The organism is Candidatus Izemoplasma sp. (assembly GCA_036172455.1).
Classification (GTDB): Bacteria; Bacillota_I; Bacilli_A; order Izemoplasmatales; family Izemoplasmataceae; genus JAIPGF01.
The window spans coordinates 136,255-154,813 of record JAXKVY010000003.1 but is presented as its reverse complement, the minus strand read 5'-3'; the positions used below and the strand labels follow the sequence as shown (position 1 = coordinate 154,813).

Here is an 18,559-nt window from a genome sequence, read left to right as displayed (position 1 = left end):
CTCAGAATTTAGACTAGTGGCGCAAATAAGTTCATTATCCCTAACAGTAACCGTTTAAACATCGATTTATTTTCCCATTCGTTTTCAATCACTTTAGTTGCATTTTGAAGATCTAAATTAAACGCTTCAACTAACGCTTCAACACCAGTTTGATATAGTAACATTGTCACTTCAAAATTACTTCTTGCACTACGATTATCAAAATTATACGTACCACATGATGCTAATCGGTCATCAATGATAAACACTTTAGCGTGGCAAAACGCATCATTGTATAAATGAATGTTTATCCCTTCTTGTAACAATTCATCAAAGAAAGATTGAGTGACCATGTACACCGATTTTTTATCGGGGATACCGGGGACAATGATATCCACTTTCACGCCGCCACGTGCCGCGATAATTAACGATGTGGCGAGTTCATTATCAAGCGCTAAATACGGGGTCATGATTTTTATCGAGGCTTTGGCATTATTGATCATTTTAACATAAACATTACGAATGGGTGGGTATTTATCATCTGGTCCAGACGGAATCACTTGAACGAGACCATTAGAGCTCACTCGTTTAGCGTTATAAAATCTGTCATCGTCAATTAAAGTATCTGTGACATAATAATAATCTTTAAAGAACAGTTGGACAAGACTATTAATCACTTGCCCTTTTATTTTTAGTTGCGTATCTCTAAACGGCGGAAATTTCTTCGATTGGTTTTGATACTCGTCTGCGATATTCATGCCCCCTAAGAAGGCTGTCTCGCCGTCAATAATACACACTTTTCGGTGATTTCTATAAGTGATACGCGTATCAAAAAATCCAAAGTAGACAGAATCTATTGGATGTACTATGACACCACTTTCTTTTAATGCCTTCATCAGTTTACGGTCTAAAAACACACTACCTACCGCATCATAGAGTAAATAGATTTCAACCCCCTCTTCGGCTTTTTGCTTTAAGGCATGTAAAATCCGTTTACCGGTATCGTCTGTTCTTAGGATATAGGTTTGGAATAAAATAAATGATCGTGCTTTTAAGATATGCGATTCAAGTTCATTAAAGAATACATCCCCTTTTGTAATAGGGGTTACTTGACTATCATGTTGATATACGTGATGATGCGTTATATTATACGCTGTCTTATAGATATCGGTGATTTCTGTATCCATCTTACTAAGTAACGCATTATTAAAGTTTGTGAGTGGTTCATGCGTAAGATACTGTCCATCTTGCATTAAAGGGTGTGATGCATATCGGTAGCTCTCTCTAAAATCACGACCAAACGTTAAGAAAAAGACCGTACCTGTTAGAGGATCTAAAATCAAGAATAATAGCCAGGGTAATTTATTGATTGTATATTCACTTTTATAAACAATTCTCAACCATATTAATACAGCTATAAAACGGACAAAGTATCTTAAAAATTGTAATAAGAAGTTCGCAAAAGAATAGTCAATGCGAAACGTTCTTATGATAATTTCAAAGACAATTCGTACAATGATGGCTAATACAAGAATTAATCCAATCCACACATTGCGTTTAAAATTCATTTTCATTTTACTCACCTAAGGTTATTATAGCGTAAAAAGAACGCTCTTTCTAGAGCGTTCTTTAAAATTATTCACTACTGTAAACTAGCGATTGTTTTATCTTTTTCTTGTTCGAGTGCTTTAAGGGATGCTTCTTTTTCTTTTTCGGTATCTTTTTCGATGGTTTTCAAGGCATGCTCATGCCGTTTTTGTTCATCTTCTTTGGCTTTTTCAATCGCATCTAACATATCATTATACCCGGTGTGTTGTTCTTTTCGAATGGTTAATAATTTTTCTTCACGAGCATTGATGTCTCCTTTAATTGTTTCCTCCGCATCTTTGTAATTCTTTTCAGCGGCTTCTTTTTGTTGGTCGATGCGTGCTTTCAATTCAGCAATAGCCGTTTCAATCTCAGCTTTTTTCTGTTCTCTATTCTCATCAATTGTCTTCGTGTCCGATTGATACTGTTGGTTAAGGGATTCAATATTGTCTTTTAAGGCTTCTTTTGTTTGATTGAAGTCTTCTTCAACCTTTCTAACAGTATCATTAAAGGCTTCTGTTCTTGTGTCAATGGCATCTTGAATATTCTGTTTTTTCGCTTTTTTGAATGTCTCTAGCGTCTGTTCATGGGCATCGTCACGTTTTTCTGCGTGTTGATCAAAGGCATGCACACCTTGTAATAATGATTGCATCCGTTGTTCAGCATCTTTTTTCTGCGCTTGTCTGGTTTCATGTGTTTCTGCAATTGCTTGGTCGAACCGGTCTAGCTGCATTTGATAAACATTATCTGCTTGTTCTAAAGCTTTGTCACGTCGTTTACGCGCATCTTCAATAGCGACTTCATAGAGTGAGATTTGTTTTTCATACGCTTTATTTTCTCTAGCAACAGCTGCTTCATATGAAGCAGTGCGGTCTTCAAGTTCAGTTTCAATTGTTTTTTTATCTTTGCGCTTATCAGCGGCATTAAGTTTTTTATTCAGTAGCTCACTATCTTTGTTGTAAGCTTCTTTGAAATCTTCTAACACGTGTTCATGAGGTTTCTTATATGACTTAATCGCTTCTAAGAATGGTTTACTGTCTTGATCAAATTCAGCGTTGATTTGTGTTGTTAAGTCTTCGTAATATGTGGCAAGATCTTGTTTTTCATGTTCTAAGAAACTAACCTTTTGTTCAATGACAGTATCCACTTGATGTGCTTCATAGTCATACATCCGTTCAGCTTTTTCTTCTATGACGGGCTTGTATCGTTGTTGGAGATCTAGATATGACTCTTTTTGACTTTGTTGAACGTTCACTAAGTAATCAACCTCGTCTTGCTTTAAGCGAACATCACTCATATAATAGTCAAAACTTTCTTGGGCATCTTCAATATCTGTTTGATGATCAATATCTGCTTTGTCAATTTGTAACTCAATATCTTTGATATTAATGTCACGATCGCGCTCAACACGTGCTTTATCTAATTGTGTTTCTAAGACATTAATACGATCTTTAAGTAAATGATCTGCTTTATTCGTTGCGTGTTCATAGTCTAACTCAGACTCTTTTTTCAATAATGCGTGTTTTTCTATGGTTACTTTTAATTGCTTGATCGTATTTAGTTCTTCTTGATCTAATTCAAGTAATGCTTCTTGAAGCGTTTCTTGTAAGTGTGTTTTTGTATCTTTAAAATCCTGTTCAAGTAAGTTTAATGCATGGGTTAACGCTTCTTTTCGCTCACTAATTTTGTGTCGTTGATCGTGAATATACTCTTGTAATTGTGTATTGATTTTATGCATTTTTTCATGATGATCACGCATAAATTTAAACCGGTACTCTTCAGATTCGTTTGTTGCTTTTTGAATGTCTTCATCAAGTACTTTAACATCTTTATCGCGTTCTTTAGTAATTTTTTTAATATCTTTTTTATGTTGTTTAATGCTGCGTTTATCCTTTTCTTTTTCTGCACGTTCTAAATGTTTCTTGCGTACCTCAATGCGTTGATTTGCGCTGTCAATAACATCTGCACGCTTCGCTTCTAAATCTGCTTTTTCAGCCTTGATTTTATCATTGATTTCTTCAAGTTCTTCTTCATAAACAGGCTTTAACAGTTCGATTTTTTCTGTGACTTTTTCTTTTTCTTTCGCGATTTTTTCTTCTAGTTCAATCTCTTTATCTTTGGCTTTTTCTTTTTCATGTTCTTGCGCTTGATCGTATTTGTTTTGTTCTTTTTTCAAATCTTCATCAAAGCGACGGTTACGCTTCTCACGTTTTGTTTGATAATCGGCTTGTATATCACTTATTTTTTCTTTCAATTTTGCTATTTCATGATCAAATCTCTCTTGTTCCTTTTCATAGGTTTTCAAGAGCTTTTGTTTGTGACTTTCCGTTGATTTCTTTTCTTCATTGATTTGATCTTCAATAGTTTCTTTAGTCTCTTCAAATGTTTGCTTTATCTCTTCAACAGTCTTATCATGTTCTTTTTCAGCATCACTTAACGCTTTTTCTAATGTTTTTAATTGTTTCTTTGTTTTTGCTTTAATGGATTTGTCACGTTCTTCTTTAGCTTCTTTTGCCTCTTCAAAAGTGTTTTTATGAACCTTGATGGCTTCCTCTAAACCTTTTTTTAACGTTTTAAATTCCTCATCAATTTCTTTGCGTAATGTCTGATTGTTGTCATAAATTTGCAGTTCTTGTTTTTGCAAATCATAATAATTCTTTTCTAATTGTTTTAAAATATCTTCCTTTGTATTTGCCATACAGTTTCCTCCTTTTTCCCACCTATTATTTATTTTAACACTTTTTTGTGATTTTTTTAAATTATTTCACAAAAATACCACCAAAAATTGGTGGTATGGTCAATATTATTCATCGAGTAGTCGTTTTTCACCTTCGAGCTCACGAATGTGAGTAACATCTTGTGACACCTCTAGCACTCCTTTATACGTGTTTTCTTTATCTCTTACCGCATAATAGGTAATGTAAAGAAAAACGCCTTGAAAGTTTATATAAAACTCTGCCATATCGCGTTTACCAGACTTAAAGTCTGTTACAATTTGTTTAACGACATGGACACTCTTCGGTGGATGACAATTTTCAACTAATCGTCCGATAATCGAAGGATTTCTCGGAAAATGCCGACTTGGTCGGTCATTATAATAAACTACCTGATCATGTTCATCGACATACGTAATATCTAGGGGAATTGTGCCAAAGATTAAACGGACTTGTTCTATTGATAGTGAGCCTGTCTCACTTGAGAAAAATGGGCTTTCTAAGTTCTTAGGAGCTTCATCTAATGAATCTGCTACGTGCTTATCTGTGTCATCATTAGATAAATCGGGCATATTTGGATGAATATAGGCAAAGCCATAATTAAATAATTCTTTGGTCATCTGGTTTAGCGTTTTACGATCTAATAAGTGATGTGCTGCTGGCAATAAAATGAGTTCTTCTTTTGTAATAATGCCATAGAGTAGAAAATAAAATTCACCTATTAAATACCGCATATTTTTATCGTCAAAGTCATCACTATTTAATTGATTAATCAGTTCTTTTAACGATGCTTTTGCTTCATTATGAAGTTGCCAAAGTACCTGTAGTGGTTTATCACTTGGGGCGACTTCTTCTAGATGCGGAAATAAAATGTTTTCCCGTTTAACAAACATTTTATTGATTTCATACGGTTTACCTAGTGCTTCTTTTAAGTCATCTTTATCCTTTTTTAAGTCATTGCGCTTAATAATCGCTTTTGCTTGATCAAAGCGTGTTGTTATGGCTTTGTTTTCGTCTGTAAAAAGCTTGAAATAGACATGATTATAGTCAGGTTTATGGCGTTCTAATGGGGTAGAAAACATATTGACAAATAAATCGGCTGATTCAAGTATATTATCCACTGACTTATTTGAAGTTTCTCCGTAAAAATGGGTGTAGAATAAATCTAATGCCTGCACCGAATCAATGGTATCTTCATACGTCATATAGATTTGTCGTCTTGCTTTTCCAGAATCAGCTTCTTCAAATGCTTTCATAAACTCATTCAAGCGTTTTATCTTATCTTCATCATACTGAAATACTTCCATTTTCTCACTCCTTTTGTGGGATTGTTTTTATTTGAGTAAAGAAATACCAGTACTTAATAATGGCTAATATTCCTAATAATAGTTTAACAAATAAATTGTCAACCAACAAGAAGGAAATGAGAAGCATCGTATCAACCCAGATCATCAGTTGCCATTTTTTTCGTTTGGTCATGGCTTTTGTCGTCATAAATTCTTCGAGATGGTGTTTGTAAAATGATGACTGTTCAAACCAGTCTGAGAAACGTCGAGAACTTTTTGAAAAGAAATACACTGTTAATAAATAAAACGGGGTTGTCGGTAAGACTGGCATGACGATCCCAATTGTCCCAAGACCAAAAGTTAAAAAGCCCAAGGAACCATAGAAAACACGCATTAGTCTAACAACCGTTTTTCGCCTTTTAGTTCTCTGAGTGGTTGAATATCTTGGGTAACTTCTAAGGTTCCTAAAAAGGCGTTATTTTCGTCTCTCACGGCATAATACCGGATATGAACAAAAGCATCTTTCATTTGAATCCAGAAGTCTTCATGGTCACTCTCGCCTGTTTCAAAGCGTTTGACAATCTCTTCAACAATGTGAACACTCTGTGGTGGATGACACATATTGACATGACGGCCAATGATCGTTTTAGGCCGATCGAAGATGCGTTCTTTACCTTGTGTGAAGTATTTTACGATGCCATCTTTATCAACAAAAGTCATATCGAGTGGCAGCGTATTTAATAACGCGTTCACTTCTGTTTGCGATAAACTCCCTGCGTCCATTGCAATCTCACCATCTATTGTTTTGGTGATATCTTCATCATGTTCAATAGTATCTTCAGGTTCTTTTGCCCACGACGCTTTTGGTGGTTCTAAAAAGTAATTCATTTCTTTAGATGCGATGTCAATTTTTATAAATCCATAAAAATCAATATGTTCCTTCAACATTGGTAGTAATATATTATTTTCTTTAGTTACCATATCTTCTACTTTGGTAATGACCTGATCTATTGCTTGACTTAAGTGATCGTAGTCGTACGATGCTTGTGACAAGATAGTTAATACTTCTTTTATTTCTTGACGGATTTCATTATCAACACCCCACATGACTTTCGATACAGAGGTAATCCCTGCTTCTTCTAAATAGGGAAAAAATAGATTTTCTTTACGACTATAGTGATGACTCACTTCACTCAACCGTTCAAATCCAACACGCAACATTAATTGGTTATGTTTGGTATCATTCTCTATGTAAGGACGGATTTCTTCTTCAATCAACGCTAAAATACGATCGTTTTCTTCCGTTAAGACATGTAGGGGGTGTCCAGGTATTTCTAACGCATCACTTGGCTTATGAATATCTGAAATAGACCCATCAAATACACTCGCATGGACATCACAGAGTCCTTGCACATCCTCAACAGGCATCCCTTCTTCGATTAAACTCTGTTCCATTTGGGTAATTTCTTCCGTACTGACAGTCTCAAAATGTTGTTTAAATAGGGCTTTTGCCTCATCTAGTGGCATCCCATCATGAATTTTATGAATAATCTCTTTTAATACTGTTTGACGTTCTTGACTGTTATTAATAAACTCGCTCATTATATCAACTCCTACTGAAAGTATATCACATATAAAAAAAGCAGGCTGTGACTCAAATCACACCTACTTAATAATATATTTGCTGCCTTTAAAATCAATGATGCTCTCATCTTTTAATGCATTCAGTCGTCGACTTAAGGTTTCTCGCCTTAAGCCAATAATGCTAGCTAACTCTTGTTGGGTTAACGGCAACTCAACACAATATTGATCATTTTTATACGTCCCAAAGCGCTGCGCTAACTGTGTTAGAAAGCCAACAATTTTATCATCAGTCGAGCGATTCGATAGTTGAAATAATTGACTTTGGAAAACATCAGCTCGGGTTGTGGCACAATGCATACATGCCTCTTTAAACGGTTGATGATCTTCATAGGCTTGTAACGTGTCCGCTTTACTGGATACAGTCATTGTGACATCGGTAAGACATTCTGCACTTGCAGGATAGGTCGTTTGGTTTCTCAATACAGCCAATAATCCAATAAAGTCATCGCGACCAACAAGTTCAAGAATTTTTTCTTCACCATCTTCATGGAGTTTTGTTATTTTAACAATGCCATCGCGAATGTAAAAAATAGAATGCAAGTCATCGCCTTGATGGAAGATAAACTCGCCTTTTTTTATGTTGACTTGACGGCTTGGTAAGGTTTCATATATACATGTATTACAAAATCGACTCATTTTTTATCACCTGGTTTTATTATACAAAAAAAGAGTAAAAAACCCTAATCAAATGATAACCCTTCTAAGACAACTTAGAAGGGGCGTGTGTTATGCGTCGTTTAACCATCTCAAAATAGCTTGGTAACTGACGTCTTTATTGGTTTCATTTAAAACTTCATGACGGGCATCTTCAATAATCAAGGTATTGGTTTGGGTCATACCATGACCTTTGTAAAGTTTTACTAAAGCATCAACACCTTCACCAAACTCACCAACAGGATCGTCTTGTCCACTTATAAAGAGTAATGGAATATCTTTGGTTAAGGCAATGGTATTTGATTTGTTGACATCAATAATGGCTTTAAAAAACTCTTGATAAAACCGAGGATTATATGGAAACCCACATAATATATCTTCTTCATAGGCTTTAACGACTTTTTCATCACTTGATATCCAAGCAAACTTACTATCTGCTTTTTCTAAGTTTTTGAGTAAGGGTTGATTTAATTTTTCAGCAAGAAATGGACTCGGTTTATTCCCTTTAAATAGTCCAATAATCCTGCTTAAGGTTAGTGGTATAATCGCTTTGAAAAACCCATATGGGGGTAATGTCCCCATGAAGATTGCTTTTTTCGCTACGGTACGATATCGCGTAATATAACCTCTTGCGATAATACTGCCCATCGAGTGACCCATAATAATAATTGGTACCCCGGGATGTTCCTTTAAGATTCTACGACTAATGAAATAACAGTCATCTAAAACATCTTGCCATAAATCATAGTGGGTAAATATCCCCAGTTCATCTGCTTCGTTTAGGCTTTCACCATGTTTACGATGATCATGAATATAACTACCATACCCATTTTCATACAAAAAATCCATAAATGGTATGTACCGCTCTTTATGTTCTCCCATACCATGAAATATTTGTACAATAGCTTTCGGCTTGCGTGGTACTTTTTTAATGGCCGCTATAGGGCAGTCGTTTTTACCCGTTACTGTGAAACGTTTTCCCATCCTTTATCCCTCTTTCTTTTGTTCATTTTCTATAATGGTATAAATCATTTGTGTATAGATGTTTATTGTCTCTTCTTCTTCAGATGCCATGATGTCAGGCACATGAATAAACCCTGCTGGTATATCTAACTTATGTGTGTCTAGATAATGCATCGTTAAATAAAAGATGTTATTACAGACAAAGGTTCCTGCGGTGTTCGATATCGTCGTTGGAATTTGAGCATTTTCTAAGGCGCGCAAATCACCTTTTAAATCTAAGGTTGAAAAATACGCGGTTTCACCATGCTTTATGATGGGTTCATCATGGAACATAATACCTAAATTATCCGGTATGTTGGCTTCTTTAAGATTTATCGCAACGCGTTCTAGGTTAATCTTATCACGCTTTGCGGCAACACCTAATAATAATATTAGGTCTGGTTTGTATGTTTCAACCGCATCTTCTAATACGGTAAAGCATTCATCATAAATGACAGGCAATTCAATTGGATAAATAGTACTGTCTTTAACACGGTTCTCTAAGGCCTCTAAGACGGCTTTTGTTGGATTATATTTTTGATTTGCGAACGGGCCAAATCCAGTCACAATGACATTCAAGTTAATCACTTCCTTTTATCCTATTATATGATATTTCGTATAAAAAATCATCCATAATTATTGTAAAAGAAAACCCTGACTTAACAATTGCTAAGTCAGGAATCATTATTGTACGACAGTTATGCGCTTAATGATAAAGTCTTTGGGAAAAATACTGTCATCAACAGGCCCACCAAATTTACCACCAATGGCTAAATTCATAATCAAATAAAACGGTTGATGAAATGGCCATCCTTTATGTGATGAGTCCGCTTTATCATACTTACTATACGTTACAATCTCGTTCCCATCAATGATATATGTAATGGTTTCTTCAGTCCAACGAACCCCATAATCATGGAACTCAGTTGTGGCATTTTCAAGGTGATATTCTGTATAGTATTCTTCATCATTACGGTGATTATAGGTTTCTGTATGAAGGCATAAAAATAGATTATTTGCATCTCTACCAACATGTTCTAAAATGTCAATTTCTCCACTTTTTGGCCAGTGGCCATACCGGTTTTCTTGGCTCATCATCCAAAGCGCCGGCCAAGTTCCTTTACCTTTTGGCACTTTAGCGCGAATTTTGATTTCACCGTATTGGAAACTAAATTTATCACGCGTATTAATTCGAACACTTTCATAAATCCCCGCTTTAGGATGTGTTGCGCGTAAAACTAATCCCTCATCCGTAAAGAATAGATTCTCAGGCTTATTGACATAGTGTTGTAATTCATTGTTAGCCCATTTTTCACCAACAGCTATATTAAATATATCGTCATCTAATATGTGTGTTTGTGTAAAATCAATATCTAGTAATGTTTTCATCGTAACACCCTCGTTGTCTCTCCTGTAATTAAATATGTGTCTACTGTGATTGTATTATTTTTCTTAAATTGATTTTCAGTAATCATTGTCAGTACATTGCTCGCAGCGATTTTACCCATTTTACGGGAATCCTGTCTGATAGTTGTCAGTCTTGGTGAGAATATCTGTCCGATATCAATACCATCAAACCCAATAATACTAAAATCTTCAGGGACAGATTTACCGGCTTGTTGGATGGCTTGGATGGCCCCAATCGCAAGCATATCTGACGCACAGAATATTGCGGTTGGTTGATCCTTTAGATGCAATATCTTTTGCATTGCATTGTATCCGTCTTCTTTACTAAAGAATTCTCCATTGACAAGGTAGTCTTCAGAGAGTGGTAAATCATATAATTGCATATAGTCTTTAAAGTAGTCATGACGAATGCCACCAATATAAGTTTGTAAGCTCCCATGAATATGCGCAATCTTTTCATGACCGAGATCTTTTAAATATTTAACAGCTTGTTTAACACCTAAGCGGTTGTTTGATGTAATGTTCAATATATCCCGGTACGCAAAATCAATCACGACAGTCGGTATATCACCATCATACAGTTCATGCATTTCATCGCTATCAAACTCAGCACATACGACAAGCACTGCGTCCACTTGTTTACGTAAACAGTGTTGGTAATAGGACCCATTATTCTCTCCCATTTTTTTACTCAAGAATAAGATGTCATACCCACTTTTTTCGACGTCATTTTTAAAACTTTCTAAGATTTTGCTGAATAATGGATGTTGTAATCCAAGTCCCGTAATCTCTTCAAAAATGACACCGATTGTATATGATTTCTTATTGACCAAACTTCGAGCACTTAAATTTGGTACATATCCCATGTCTTCACATAGCTGTAAAATTTTGGTCTTTGTTTTCGACGAAATATCCGGATAATCATTCAGTGCTTTTGATACCGTTGTAACACTGAATCCTGATTTTTTGGATATGTCTTTAATTGTAACCATTAGTCCACCTTCTCTATATCAAAATAATTGATGTTGAATCCTCCTGAGCTTGCGGTAAGTCGTATTCTAAGAACACCCTCATATAAGGTAAAGGTCTCACTAGTTACATCGGTCCACGTTTGCCAACCGCCAGTTGCGGCAATCTCTGTTCTAGCTAGTGGGAAATTCCCCTTACCATAAAACTCAATTTCACCGCCACCAGATTCACTAGCAACACGGTAAGTTACTTGATAGGTACCCTCTTCTTCAACATACACCAAATACTCTAAATAGTCACCAGTATCAATGTAGCCAACGTTTTGACCACCTTCTATATCTGTAGTGTCTTCACGCATTGTACCAACTTGTAAAACATAGTTCTCCGCTTCAACTCTTTCTGTTACTAAAGGAAGCGTTTCGGTTTGAATATTAACGGTTTCCATATCACTTCTATTGCCTGCAAAGTCTTTTGCAACAACACCAATTTCATAGGATGTCTCTGGGTCTAAGTCTTCAATAATAAAACTATTGACAGTGGTTTCTCCCACTAGTTCCCCATTGACAAATATTTCATACATTTCTGTCATAACATCATCTTCAGCATGTTCCCACATGACTTGAACAGTATTAAATGTTGCATCTAATAATCCTAAATCTGTGACAGTATCTGGGTCTTCATTGTCCATCCCTGCATAATCTTTTTGATAGACACGGACATAATCAACTTCCATTTGTGTTGGGAAGGCTGACGAATCGACACCTTGTGCACCACCCCAGAATCCACCAACAGCAATATTCATAATAAGATGGAAGGTTTGATCAAATGGCCAAGCATCACTGTTTGGTGTCCCAATATTCGCATAAGGGTTATATCCAAACTCAGCATACTGTTCACCATCAATATATAATGTTATACGACTTGGCTCCCATTCCATTTCATAGACATGAAACGCGCTCGTGGCATCTTCAACTGTTTTTGAGTATCCGATTTGTGTTCCTAACGCATGGTTATAAGCAGCTGTATGAATGGTCCCATGGACAGTACCTTCATCATATCCTACATGCTCCATAATGTCAATCTCGCCACTATCAGGCCATCCACCATATTGCCAATCTGTTGGTAACATCCAAAGAGCTGGCCAGGTTCCACGACCTGCAGGTAACTTAGCGCACACTTGCACCTTACCATATTGCCAATCACCACGGTATTTTGTGACTAAACGTGCCGAGGTATAGTTACGTCCACTCATTGCTTCTTGGAGCGCTCTTATCGTTAATACCCCATCTTTAACAAAGGCATTGTCTAAATCTGATTCAGTGTAGTATTGTAGTTCGTTATTCCCCCAACCACTACCACCAACATCATAGTCCCATTTCGTATCGTCTGGGAGTCCTTCATACTCGAACTCATCACACCAAACGGGTTGCCATTCATTGATGTTATCTAAGTGATCGCATTCGTCAGTGACGAGCGTACGATCGTTATAATTCCCGTTTCCACACGCACTTAATGTGAGTGTAGAAACGAGTGTTAAAGTTATAATAATAAATCTTTTCATAATTATTCACCTGTAATTCCTGTTCTGTCTATACTTTCAACGAAATATCGTTGTGTAAAGAAATATAATACGAGTAATGGGAATAATGTTAAGATATTCCCTGCTAATTTAACGGCTTGAATTAATTCACGAGCACGGGATCCTTCTGGATAAATACTTGAGTATTGATTGAAGAAATTTTGTAGTCTTAACGGTAAAGTCATTAGACCACTATCACGTAAGAATAATCCAGAGAGGTACGTCTCATTATAATACCATACAAAACTAAATAAGAAAACAATAATTATTGATGGGATCGCAAGCGGTAACGCAATTTTAGTAAATATTTTAAAACTACTTGCGCCGTCTAATTTAGCAGATTCTTCTAAGCTTTTTGGTATCATTCTGAAGAATTGATAGAAAATTAAAATATAGATTGCACCATTTAATCCTTGTGCTAAAATAGCTGGCAAGATAAACGCCCAAATGCTTCCAAGTAACCCATAGTTTGAATACATTCTAAAGGTTGGTAACATCGTAATTTGTGGCGGAATGATAAAACTAGCAATCATTAAGACAAATAAAACTTTTTTCAGTGGAAAATCAAAGCGTGCAAATCCATAACCCACTAACGCACTACTTGCGGTAGCGCTAATTGCTGGTAACGCAGCAAGTATGATGCCATCGCGCAAACTATTCGCATAATCAATTTGTTCTAATACGAGTCGGTAATTCTCCCAGTTTAATGATGACGGAATCCATTTGACGGTTGAGGATATAATATCCTGAACTGTCATAAAACTGTTCGTTATCATATAAAGCACTGGATAAAGATAAATATAGCCAAGAGAAATAAGCATGGTATAAATTAATAAGGTATAAATTAACCCATCTGTAAACTTCATACCAACAAGCAATCGTTTCATTTTCGTACGTGCTTGCGTATACTCTTTTGCTTTAATTAGCGCTTTCATGTCCTTAAAGAAGTGACGTGTTTTTCGGATCATGTTCATGAATGACGCCCCCTTCTTCTAATATTGATTAAGCCAATAAAAATTAAAATCAGTAAAGCCATCACTAAGAAGTAAATCCAGCTTAATGCGGCACTATATCCATACCCTGTTGTTAGGGTTCCTACGGTAGATTCCGCCAACATTTTGTCTTGAATATAGACTACTACTGAGTTGAGTGAGAAGACACTCATACTGACAACGGTATAGACGATTGTAACACTAATTAATGGCATAATCGATGGTAATGTAATTTTCCAAAAACTTTCCCATGGACTTGCGCCATCAATCATGGATGCTTCATAAATTGAACGATCTATTTTTTGTAATCCAGCGAGTAAGATTAAGATTTGAATTCCCGCAAACCATAAGACCAGTAATATGGTGTCAAACAAAGCTTGAATAGGATTAGCTATTGCTTCGCTGACATTATCTAACACCAATTGAACAAAATCATAGTTCTCAATCGATGGCAATGTGGTTGCCCCTTGCTGCATCAATTCAGAGATTACTGGTCCGGTTGAAATAATGACTGGTAAGAAGAAAATCGTACGCCAGACACCTTTTCCTTTCACATCTTGATTAATCAACATCGCAATGATTAAGGCAAAGACAATAACAACTGGTACATTCAGGATCATTTCTAAGACATATTCAATCAAAATCTCAACAAAGTATGGATCAGAGATAAACGCAGCTTTAAAGTTATCAAAGTTAACAAATGTCGATTGAATACCCTCCGCATCTAATCGCACTTTGAAGAAACTTAAGTATAATGAATTAAACACAGGATATAACGTGAAGATGGAATATCCAACAATCCAGATGAAGATAAATGATAACCCAAGTAATGCTTCACGACGTTTATTGGTGATCTTAAATTTAATTTTACCAAGTACAACGACATGATGGGTTGTTGTATTCAAGACTTTATTATGGGTTAAAACATAGCCTATTTTTTTGATGAATACGCCAATTTTAGCAACCCCATGACCAACCTTTGTTACACCTTCCCAAAACTTGGGATGATTCTTTGGAATAGCGATCACTTTTGCCATCACTTTTTGACCTAAGGCACGTAATTTTGCCATCACTTTCTTCATGACTGATCACCGCCTACAACTAAATAATCTTGACGTGCTATCATGCCATCATCAGTTGTCACATCATTGGTTGTATAGTTGACATAAATGGTAACACCATTATCATAAGTCACTTTTACAACCCCTAAAGCTAATACATCACGATCAACTATTGATGCATTAATGACATGACTTAATGCCCCGTCAATATACTGGTACGTATCAACAATTGAGTCATTCCATAAATTAAATTCTGTGGTATAAAAATTTTCAACGTCAGTGTCTTTTAAACGACTTGATGGTTGTTCGGTCAAAATATAGGTTGGTGAGACACCAAAATCAATTAATGCGAGAATTTGTTCTTGTCCAAGTGAATTATAATTTAACATTGGACTATACATTGGGATATACCCTTTTAATACAATTTGTAGTAATGGGACTAAATCATCAAAGTATTTAAGTTGGGAATTATAAAGCGGTGTTTCTAAATACCCATTAGTATATTGATACGCATAGGCATTAGGAGCAATATGGTAGCCAATATCTTGATATGTTTCAAGCACTTCTAAATAGACTGCTAGTGAGTCACTACGCATATAAGTCCCGCCATCATCATAACTAAATAAGCGTCTACCAATATTTTCAGTTGGCAATCCGTAATAGGTAATTTTTGTGTGAACGCCTAAGTCTTTGTTATTATCTTGAATAATGAACCGTTCACGGTCTATTGCCATTTCATGAGGTTTTTGATTACTTAATTTAAATGGTTCATAATAGGTATCATTCACTTTTAAGAATGTTCGAAACCCAATTTGCCCAACAGACTCATAGGCTTTATTTGCTGGGCTAAATTCCATAATCGGACGATTTTTGTTTTGAAGTCCGAATCCACTAATTCCTTGACCACGATTAACGTAAAAAGCCCATAGTGGGATCCCCTTTTTACCGGCTAATCCTGGTAGAAAATTGGAAAAGGTTTGTTGGTTCAAATAATTTTTTATCACAAATGTTCTGCCATCAAAGCTATAATCACTCATGAAATCACTCCTTTATAAATGTCGAAATACTTCTTGGTGCTAGGGTCACAACTTGTTCTTCTGTGTCCATCTTTAAAGTAATTTCTTTCTCTTCTTCAGTTTCATTTAAGACCACCGTCACAATCCGTTTATCTGGATTGATGAATGAGACGGTCACTAGGTCGTTATCGTCAAATGTATGTTTAATACGTTTAGCCCCTGGTTGGATAAACTTACTAAAATGCCCAATGTAATAATATGAGCTATTAAAATGTATGGTATCTTCCTTTGTGTCACCAATGATTGGTGCGTCACAATAGTTTCCAACATGATTTGGTCCACCGATTTCATTTAAGATTAAGTTCCAATCAATATAGCCTTCACAATAATTATTGAAGTCTCCAATCATATTACGTGCATAGCGTTCCCCCGTGTGCCAAGCACCTAAGTGAACACCACCTTCAATACATCCTTCTGTAAATAAGATGTGTTTATCAGGATGAAGTTCATGAACTTTACCGACTTTTTCAAACTCTTCACTCACATACCAATGTAAGCCTGTGCCCCAAACATATTCCCGTGCCTCTTCATCAGATAGAATTGCATCTGCGCGTTCTACAATAATATCTCTATTGTGATCCCAAATAATAATATGGATATCAGGATATGCTTTTTTCAACGTTGGCCCTAAATAATTTTTTACAAAGTCACGTTCTTCTTCTTTCGTATATAAACAACTATCCCAAATTTGTTTTGCGGCTGGTTCATTTTGAACCGTCACAGCAAAAATATTTTTATCAATGGAACGATAACTATCAATAAACTTCACAAAATAATCTGCCCATGTTTGGAAATATTCTTCTTTTAATTTACCGCCATTATTCATTTCACCATTTGTTTTCATCCAAGGAGGTGGACTCCAAGGTGATGCGAGCAATTTCATTTGTTTACCCGCCACTTTTTCGGCTTTTTCGATAAACGGAATCACATAATCATGATCGCGTTTAATATCAAACGTTTTTAATTCCGTATCGTTGTCTTCTACATATGTATAATTATCTAACGAGAAATCACAACTATGAATCGATACACGCCCCAAATTATAGCCTAATCCAACAACCGGATCGAAGTATGCTTTTAATACTTTATCTTGATTCTCTTTTGATAACTGTGCAAATGTATATCCAGCAGCTTCTGTAAATGCGCCACCAAATCCTAGCATGGTTTGAAAAGTTGTACTTGAATCAACCACTAATGATTTTTGGTTGCGATAAAGCTTATTTTCTTTCTCTATTATTTGCCAAAGATGATCTTTGGTCGTTTGGTATTGAACAATCATTTTTAAACTCCTTTTGAATAAAATGTAAGCGATTTACTATACCGTTTTCGTTAATAGTATAGCATAGATTAAAAAAATTTACTATACCGTTTTCGTATTTTTTTGAAAAAACCAGTTTCTTCTAATTAAATAGAGATTAAATAGGTTTTTGTTATCGTCTTAAAAAAGCGCTTTATAGGTTTAACCTTTTGTAGATATTTGTACGTTTTTCTATTAAGGATTTCACAAGATTTCGATTGAAATTTACCTATCGATGTAACACCTTTCATTCGATCCATTTCTTATATTATATTGAAAATGTTTCCGCTTACATCTTTATAAGGGGACATATGGCCAATTTAGTAAGTAAAAAAAATAAAGAAATCGTGAGTTATCGAAATAGTTTGTTATGCTAATAAATGTAAGCGTGTTATTACTGTTGAAAGGAGTAACAAAATGGGAAACATTCATTTAAATGTTGATACCTTAGATCAAGAAAAATTAGCATTACTACAAACGTATATTGATGAACTAGAACGTCCTGAAGAATCATTAATTCATGTGTTACACCGTGCCCAAAAACTATTTGGGCATATTCCGCATAATTTACAGTTTTTTGTCGCTAAACAGTTACATATTGGCGCTGCCCGTGTAAATGGTGTGGTAAGCTTCTATTCGTTTTTTAATGAAGACAAGCCAGGTAAATATGATATTAGTGTATGCATGGGAACAGCGTGTTATGTAAGAGGTGCTGAAAAGGTGCTTCATACATTGCTTGACACATTAGAAATTGAAAAGGGAAAAGTGACAGACGATGGTCTCTTTAGTGTGCGCGACGTGAGATGCATCGGGGCATGTGGCTTAGCACCTGTTGTCACTGTTGGTGAAAAAGTCTATGGGCATACCACTGAAGATATAGCCTTAGATATTATTGATTACTATCGGGGTGAACATAATGAAAATTAATACCTTAGATAAATTGCAAGCAAAACAAAAGGCATTAAAAAATCAGGTAAGTTTACGTCATGAGGGGAAATCATCATCAGATCAAATTGAAGTCCTTGTTGGCCTTGCGACCTGTGGGTTTGCGGTTGGTGCGGATGATACAATGATGGCGATTGAAAAACGGATTAAAGAAACAGATATTGATGCGACTGTTGTTGGGGTTGGGTGTATTGGTTACTGCCATATAGAACCAACTATTCAAGTCAATATTCCAGGGGAAACGCCACGTCTTTATGGCCCTATTACAGAAAAGATGGCTGAGAAGTTTGTCGATACAGTCTTAAAGGACCGTAAGGCATTTGATGACTATTTAATTACACAATCTTTTGATAAGGCGGTGCTTTAA

17 protein-coding genes are annotated in these 18,559 nt (G+C 35.8%); 2 read left to right on the top strand and 15 right to left on the bottom strand.

The window, feature by feature from the left end:
• Positions 1-8: 8 nt before the first annotated feature.
• From cls to UMR38_06050, 15 genes are all read right to left on the bottom strand, one after another.
• On the bottom strand, positions 9-1,553 hold the full coding sequence (gene cls, locus UMR38_06120; protein ID MEC9485433.1) for a cardiolipin synthase: 1,545 nt from the start codon (positions 1,551-1,553) through the stop codon (positions 9-11).
• Between the two features lie 68 nt (positions 1,554-1,621).
• Positions 1,622-4,264, bottom strand: coding sequence for a hypothetical protein (locus tag UMR38_06115; protein ID MEC9485432.1), 2,643 nt, complete (start codon positions 4,262-4,264; stop codon positions 1,622-1,624).
• A gap of 105 nt (positions 4,265-4,369) precedes the next feature.
• Complete coding sequence (locus UMR38_06110) at positions 4,370-5,587, bottom strand: PAS domain-containing protein (GenBank protein ID MEC9485431.1); 1,218 nt, start codon at positions 5,585-5,587, stop codon at positions 4,370-4,372.
• A gap of 4 nt (positions 5,588-5,591) precedes the next feature.
• On the bottom strand, positions 5,592-5,960 hold the full coding sequence (locus UMR38_06105; GenBank protein ID MEC9485430.1) for a YbaN family protein: 369 nt from the start codon (positions 5,958-5,960) through the stop codon (positions 5,592-5,594).
• Positions 5,960-7,168 (bottom strand): DUF438 domain-containing protein, encoded by a 1,209-nt coding sequence (locus tag UMR38_06100; GenBank protein MEC9485429.1) that lies wholly within the window; start codon positions 7,166-7,168, stop codon positions 5,960-5,962. Before UMR38_06100 ends, UMR38_06105 begins: the two co-directional genes overlap by 1 nt.
• A gap of 63 nt (positions 7,169-7,231) precedes the next feature.
• The gene (locus tag UMR38_06095; GenBank protein MEC9485428.1) at positions 7,232-7,846 is read right to left on the bottom strand and encodes a Crp/Fnr family transcriptional regulator; all 615 of its coding nucleotides are present in this window, start codon (positions 7,844-7,846) and stop codon (positions 7,232-7,234) included.
• 90 nt (positions 7,847-7,936) lie between these two features.
• Positions 7,937-8,848, bottom strand: a complete 912-nt coding sequence (locus tag UMR38_06090) for an alpha/beta hydrolase (GenBank protein ID MEC9485427.1) — start codon at positions 8,846-8,848, stop codon at positions 7,937-7,939.
• A 3-nt stretch (positions 8,849-8,851) separates the two neighbouring features.
• Positions 8,852-9,454, bottom strand: coding sequence for a hypothetical protein (locus UMR38_06085; protein ID MEC9485426.1), 603 nt, complete (start codon positions 9,452-9,454; stop codon positions 8,852-8,854).
• Positions 9,455-9,550: 96 nt separating this feature from the next.
• A complete protein-coding gene (locus UMR38_06080; protein MEC9485425.1) occupies positions 9,551-10,255 on the bottom strand; it encodes a glycoside hydrolase family 16 protein in 705 nt (234 codons plus the stop codon).
• Positions 10,252-11,265 (bottom strand): LacI family DNA-binding transcriptional regulator, encoded by a 1,014-nt coding sequence (locus UMR38_06075; GenBank protein ID MEC9485424.1) that lies wholly within the window; start codon positions 11,263-11,265, stop codon positions 10,252-10,254. The genes UMR38_06080 and UMR38_06075 overlap by 4 nt, the downstream gene beginning before the upstream one ends.
• The gene (locus UMR38_06070) at positions 11,265-12,803 is read right to left on the bottom strand and encodes a family 16 glycosylhydrolase (GenBank protein ID MEC9485423.1); all 1,539 of its coding nucleotides are present in this window, start codon (positions 12,801-12,803) and stop codon (positions 11,265-11,267) included. The genes UMR38_06075 and UMR38_06070 overlap by 1 nt, the downstream gene beginning before the upstream one ends.
• A 2-nt stretch (positions 12,804-12,805) precedes the next feature.
• Complete coding sequence (locus UMR38_06065; GenBank protein ID MEC9485422.1) at positions 12,806-13,795, bottom strand: carbohydrate ABC transporter permease; 990 nt, start codon at positions 13,793-13,795, stop codon at positions 12,806-12,808.
• On the bottom strand, positions 13,792-14,895 hold the full coding sequence (locus tag UMR38_06060; protein MEC9485421.1) for a sugar ABC transporter permease: 1,104 nt from the start codon (positions 14,893-14,895) through the stop codon (positions 13,792-13,794). Before UMR38_06060 ends, UMR38_06065 begins: the two co-directional genes overlap by 4 nt.
• Positions 14,892-15,911, bottom strand: a complete 1,020-nt coding sequence (locus UMR38_06055) for a DUF5696 domain-containing protein (GenBank protein MEC9485420.1) — start codon at positions 15,909-15,911, stop codon at positions 14,892-14,894. The genes UMR38_06060 and UMR38_06055 overlap by 4 nt, the downstream gene beginning before the upstream one ends.
• 4 nt (positions 15,912-15,915) lie before the next feature.
• On the bottom strand, positions 15,916-17,229 hold the full coding sequence (locus tag UMR38_06050; GenBank protein MEC9485419.1) for a glycoside hydrolase family 30 protein: 1,314 nt from the start codon (positions 17,227-17,229) through the stop codon (positions 15,916-15,918).
• A gap of 435 nt (positions 17,230-17,664) precedes the next feature.
• Between UMR38_06050 and UMR38_06045 the strand changes: the two genes are divergently transcribed.
• Together UMR38_06045 and UMR38_06040 are read left to right on the top strand one after the other, a co-directional pair.
• Complete coding sequence (locus tag UMR38_06045) at positions 17,665-18,174, top strand: NAD(P)H-dependent oxidoreductase subunit E (GenBank protein MEC9485418.1); 510 nt, start codon at positions 17,665-17,667, stop codon at positions 18,172-18,174.
• Complete coding sequence (locus UMR38_06040; protein MEC9485417.1) at positions 18,164-18,559, top strand: (2Fe-2S) ferredoxin domain-containing protein; 396 nt, start codon at positions 18,164-18,166, stop codon at positions 18,557-18,559. The genes UMR38_06045 and UMR38_06040 overlap by 11 nt, the downstream gene beginning before the upstream one ends.

What these genes read in the sequence shown, in the direction of transcription:
- cls (MEC9485433.1), bottom strand. Translation starts at nt 1,553, where the DNA reads ATGAAAATGAATTTTAAACGCAATGTGTGGATTGGATTAATTCTTGTA.
- UMR38_06115 (MEC9485432.1), bottom strand. Translation starts at nt 4,264, where the DNA reads ATGGCAAATACAAAGGAAGATATTTTAAAACAATTAGAAAAGAATTAT.
- UMR38_06110 (MEC9485431.1), bottom strand. Translation starts at nt 5,587, where the DNA reads ATGGAAGTATTTCAGTATGATGAAGATAAGATAAAACGCTTGAATGAG.
- UMR38_06105 (MEC9485430.1), bottom strand. Translation starts at nt 5,960, where the DNA reads ATGCGTGTTTTCTATGGTTCCTTGGGCTTTTTAACTTTTGGTCTTGGG.
- UMR38_06100 (MEC9485429.1), bottom strand. Translation starts at nt 7,168, where the DNA reads ATGAGCGAGTTTATTAATAACAGTCAAGAACGTCAAACAGTATTAAAA.
- UMR38_06095 (MEC9485428.1), bottom strand. Translation starts at nt 7,846, where the DNA reads ATGAGTCGATTTTGTAATACATGTATATATGAAACCTTACCAAGCCGT.
- UMR38_06090 (MEC9485427.1), bottom strand. Translation starts at nt 8,848, where the DNA reads ATGGGAAAACGTTTCACAGTAACGGGTAAAAACGACTGCCCTATAGCG.
- UMR38_06080 (MEC9485425.1), bottom strand. Translation starts at nt 10,255, where the DNA reads ATGAAAACATTACTAGATATTGATTTTACACAAACACACATATTAGAT.
- UMR38_06075 (MEC9485424.1), bottom strand. Translation starts at nt 11,265, where the DNA reads ATGGTTACAATTAAAGACATATCCAAAAAATCAGGATTCAGTGTTACA.
- UMR38_06070 (MEC9485423.1), bottom strand. Translation starts at nt 12,803, where the DNA reads ATGAAAAGATTTATTATTATAACTTTAACACTCGTTTCTACACTCACA.
- UMR38_06065 (MEC9485422.1), bottom strand. Translation starts at nt 13,795, where the DNA reads ATGAACATGATCCGAAAAACACGTCACTTCTTTAAGGACATGAAAGCG.
- UMR38_06060 (MEC9485421.1), bottom strand. Translation starts at nt 14,895, where the DNA reads ATGAAGAAAGTGATGGCAAAATTACGTGCCTTAGGTCAAAAAGTGATG.
- UMR38_06055 (MEC9485420.1), bottom strand. Translation starts at nt 15,911, where the DNA reads ATGAGTGATTATAGCTTTGATGGCAGAACATTTGTGATAAAAAATTAT.
- UMR38_06050 (MEC9485419.1), bottom strand. Translation starts at nt 17,229, where the DNA reads ATGATTGTTCAATACCAAACGACCAAAGATCATCTTTGGCAAATAATA.
- UMR38_06045 (MEC9485418.1), top strand. Translation starts at nt 17,665, where the DNA reads ATGGGAAACATTCATTTAAATGTTGATACCTTAGATCAAGAAAAATTA.
- UMR38_06040 (MEC9485417.1), top strand. Translation starts at nt 18,164, where the DNA reads ATGAAAATTAATACCTTAGATAAATTGCAAGCAAAACAAAAGGCATTA.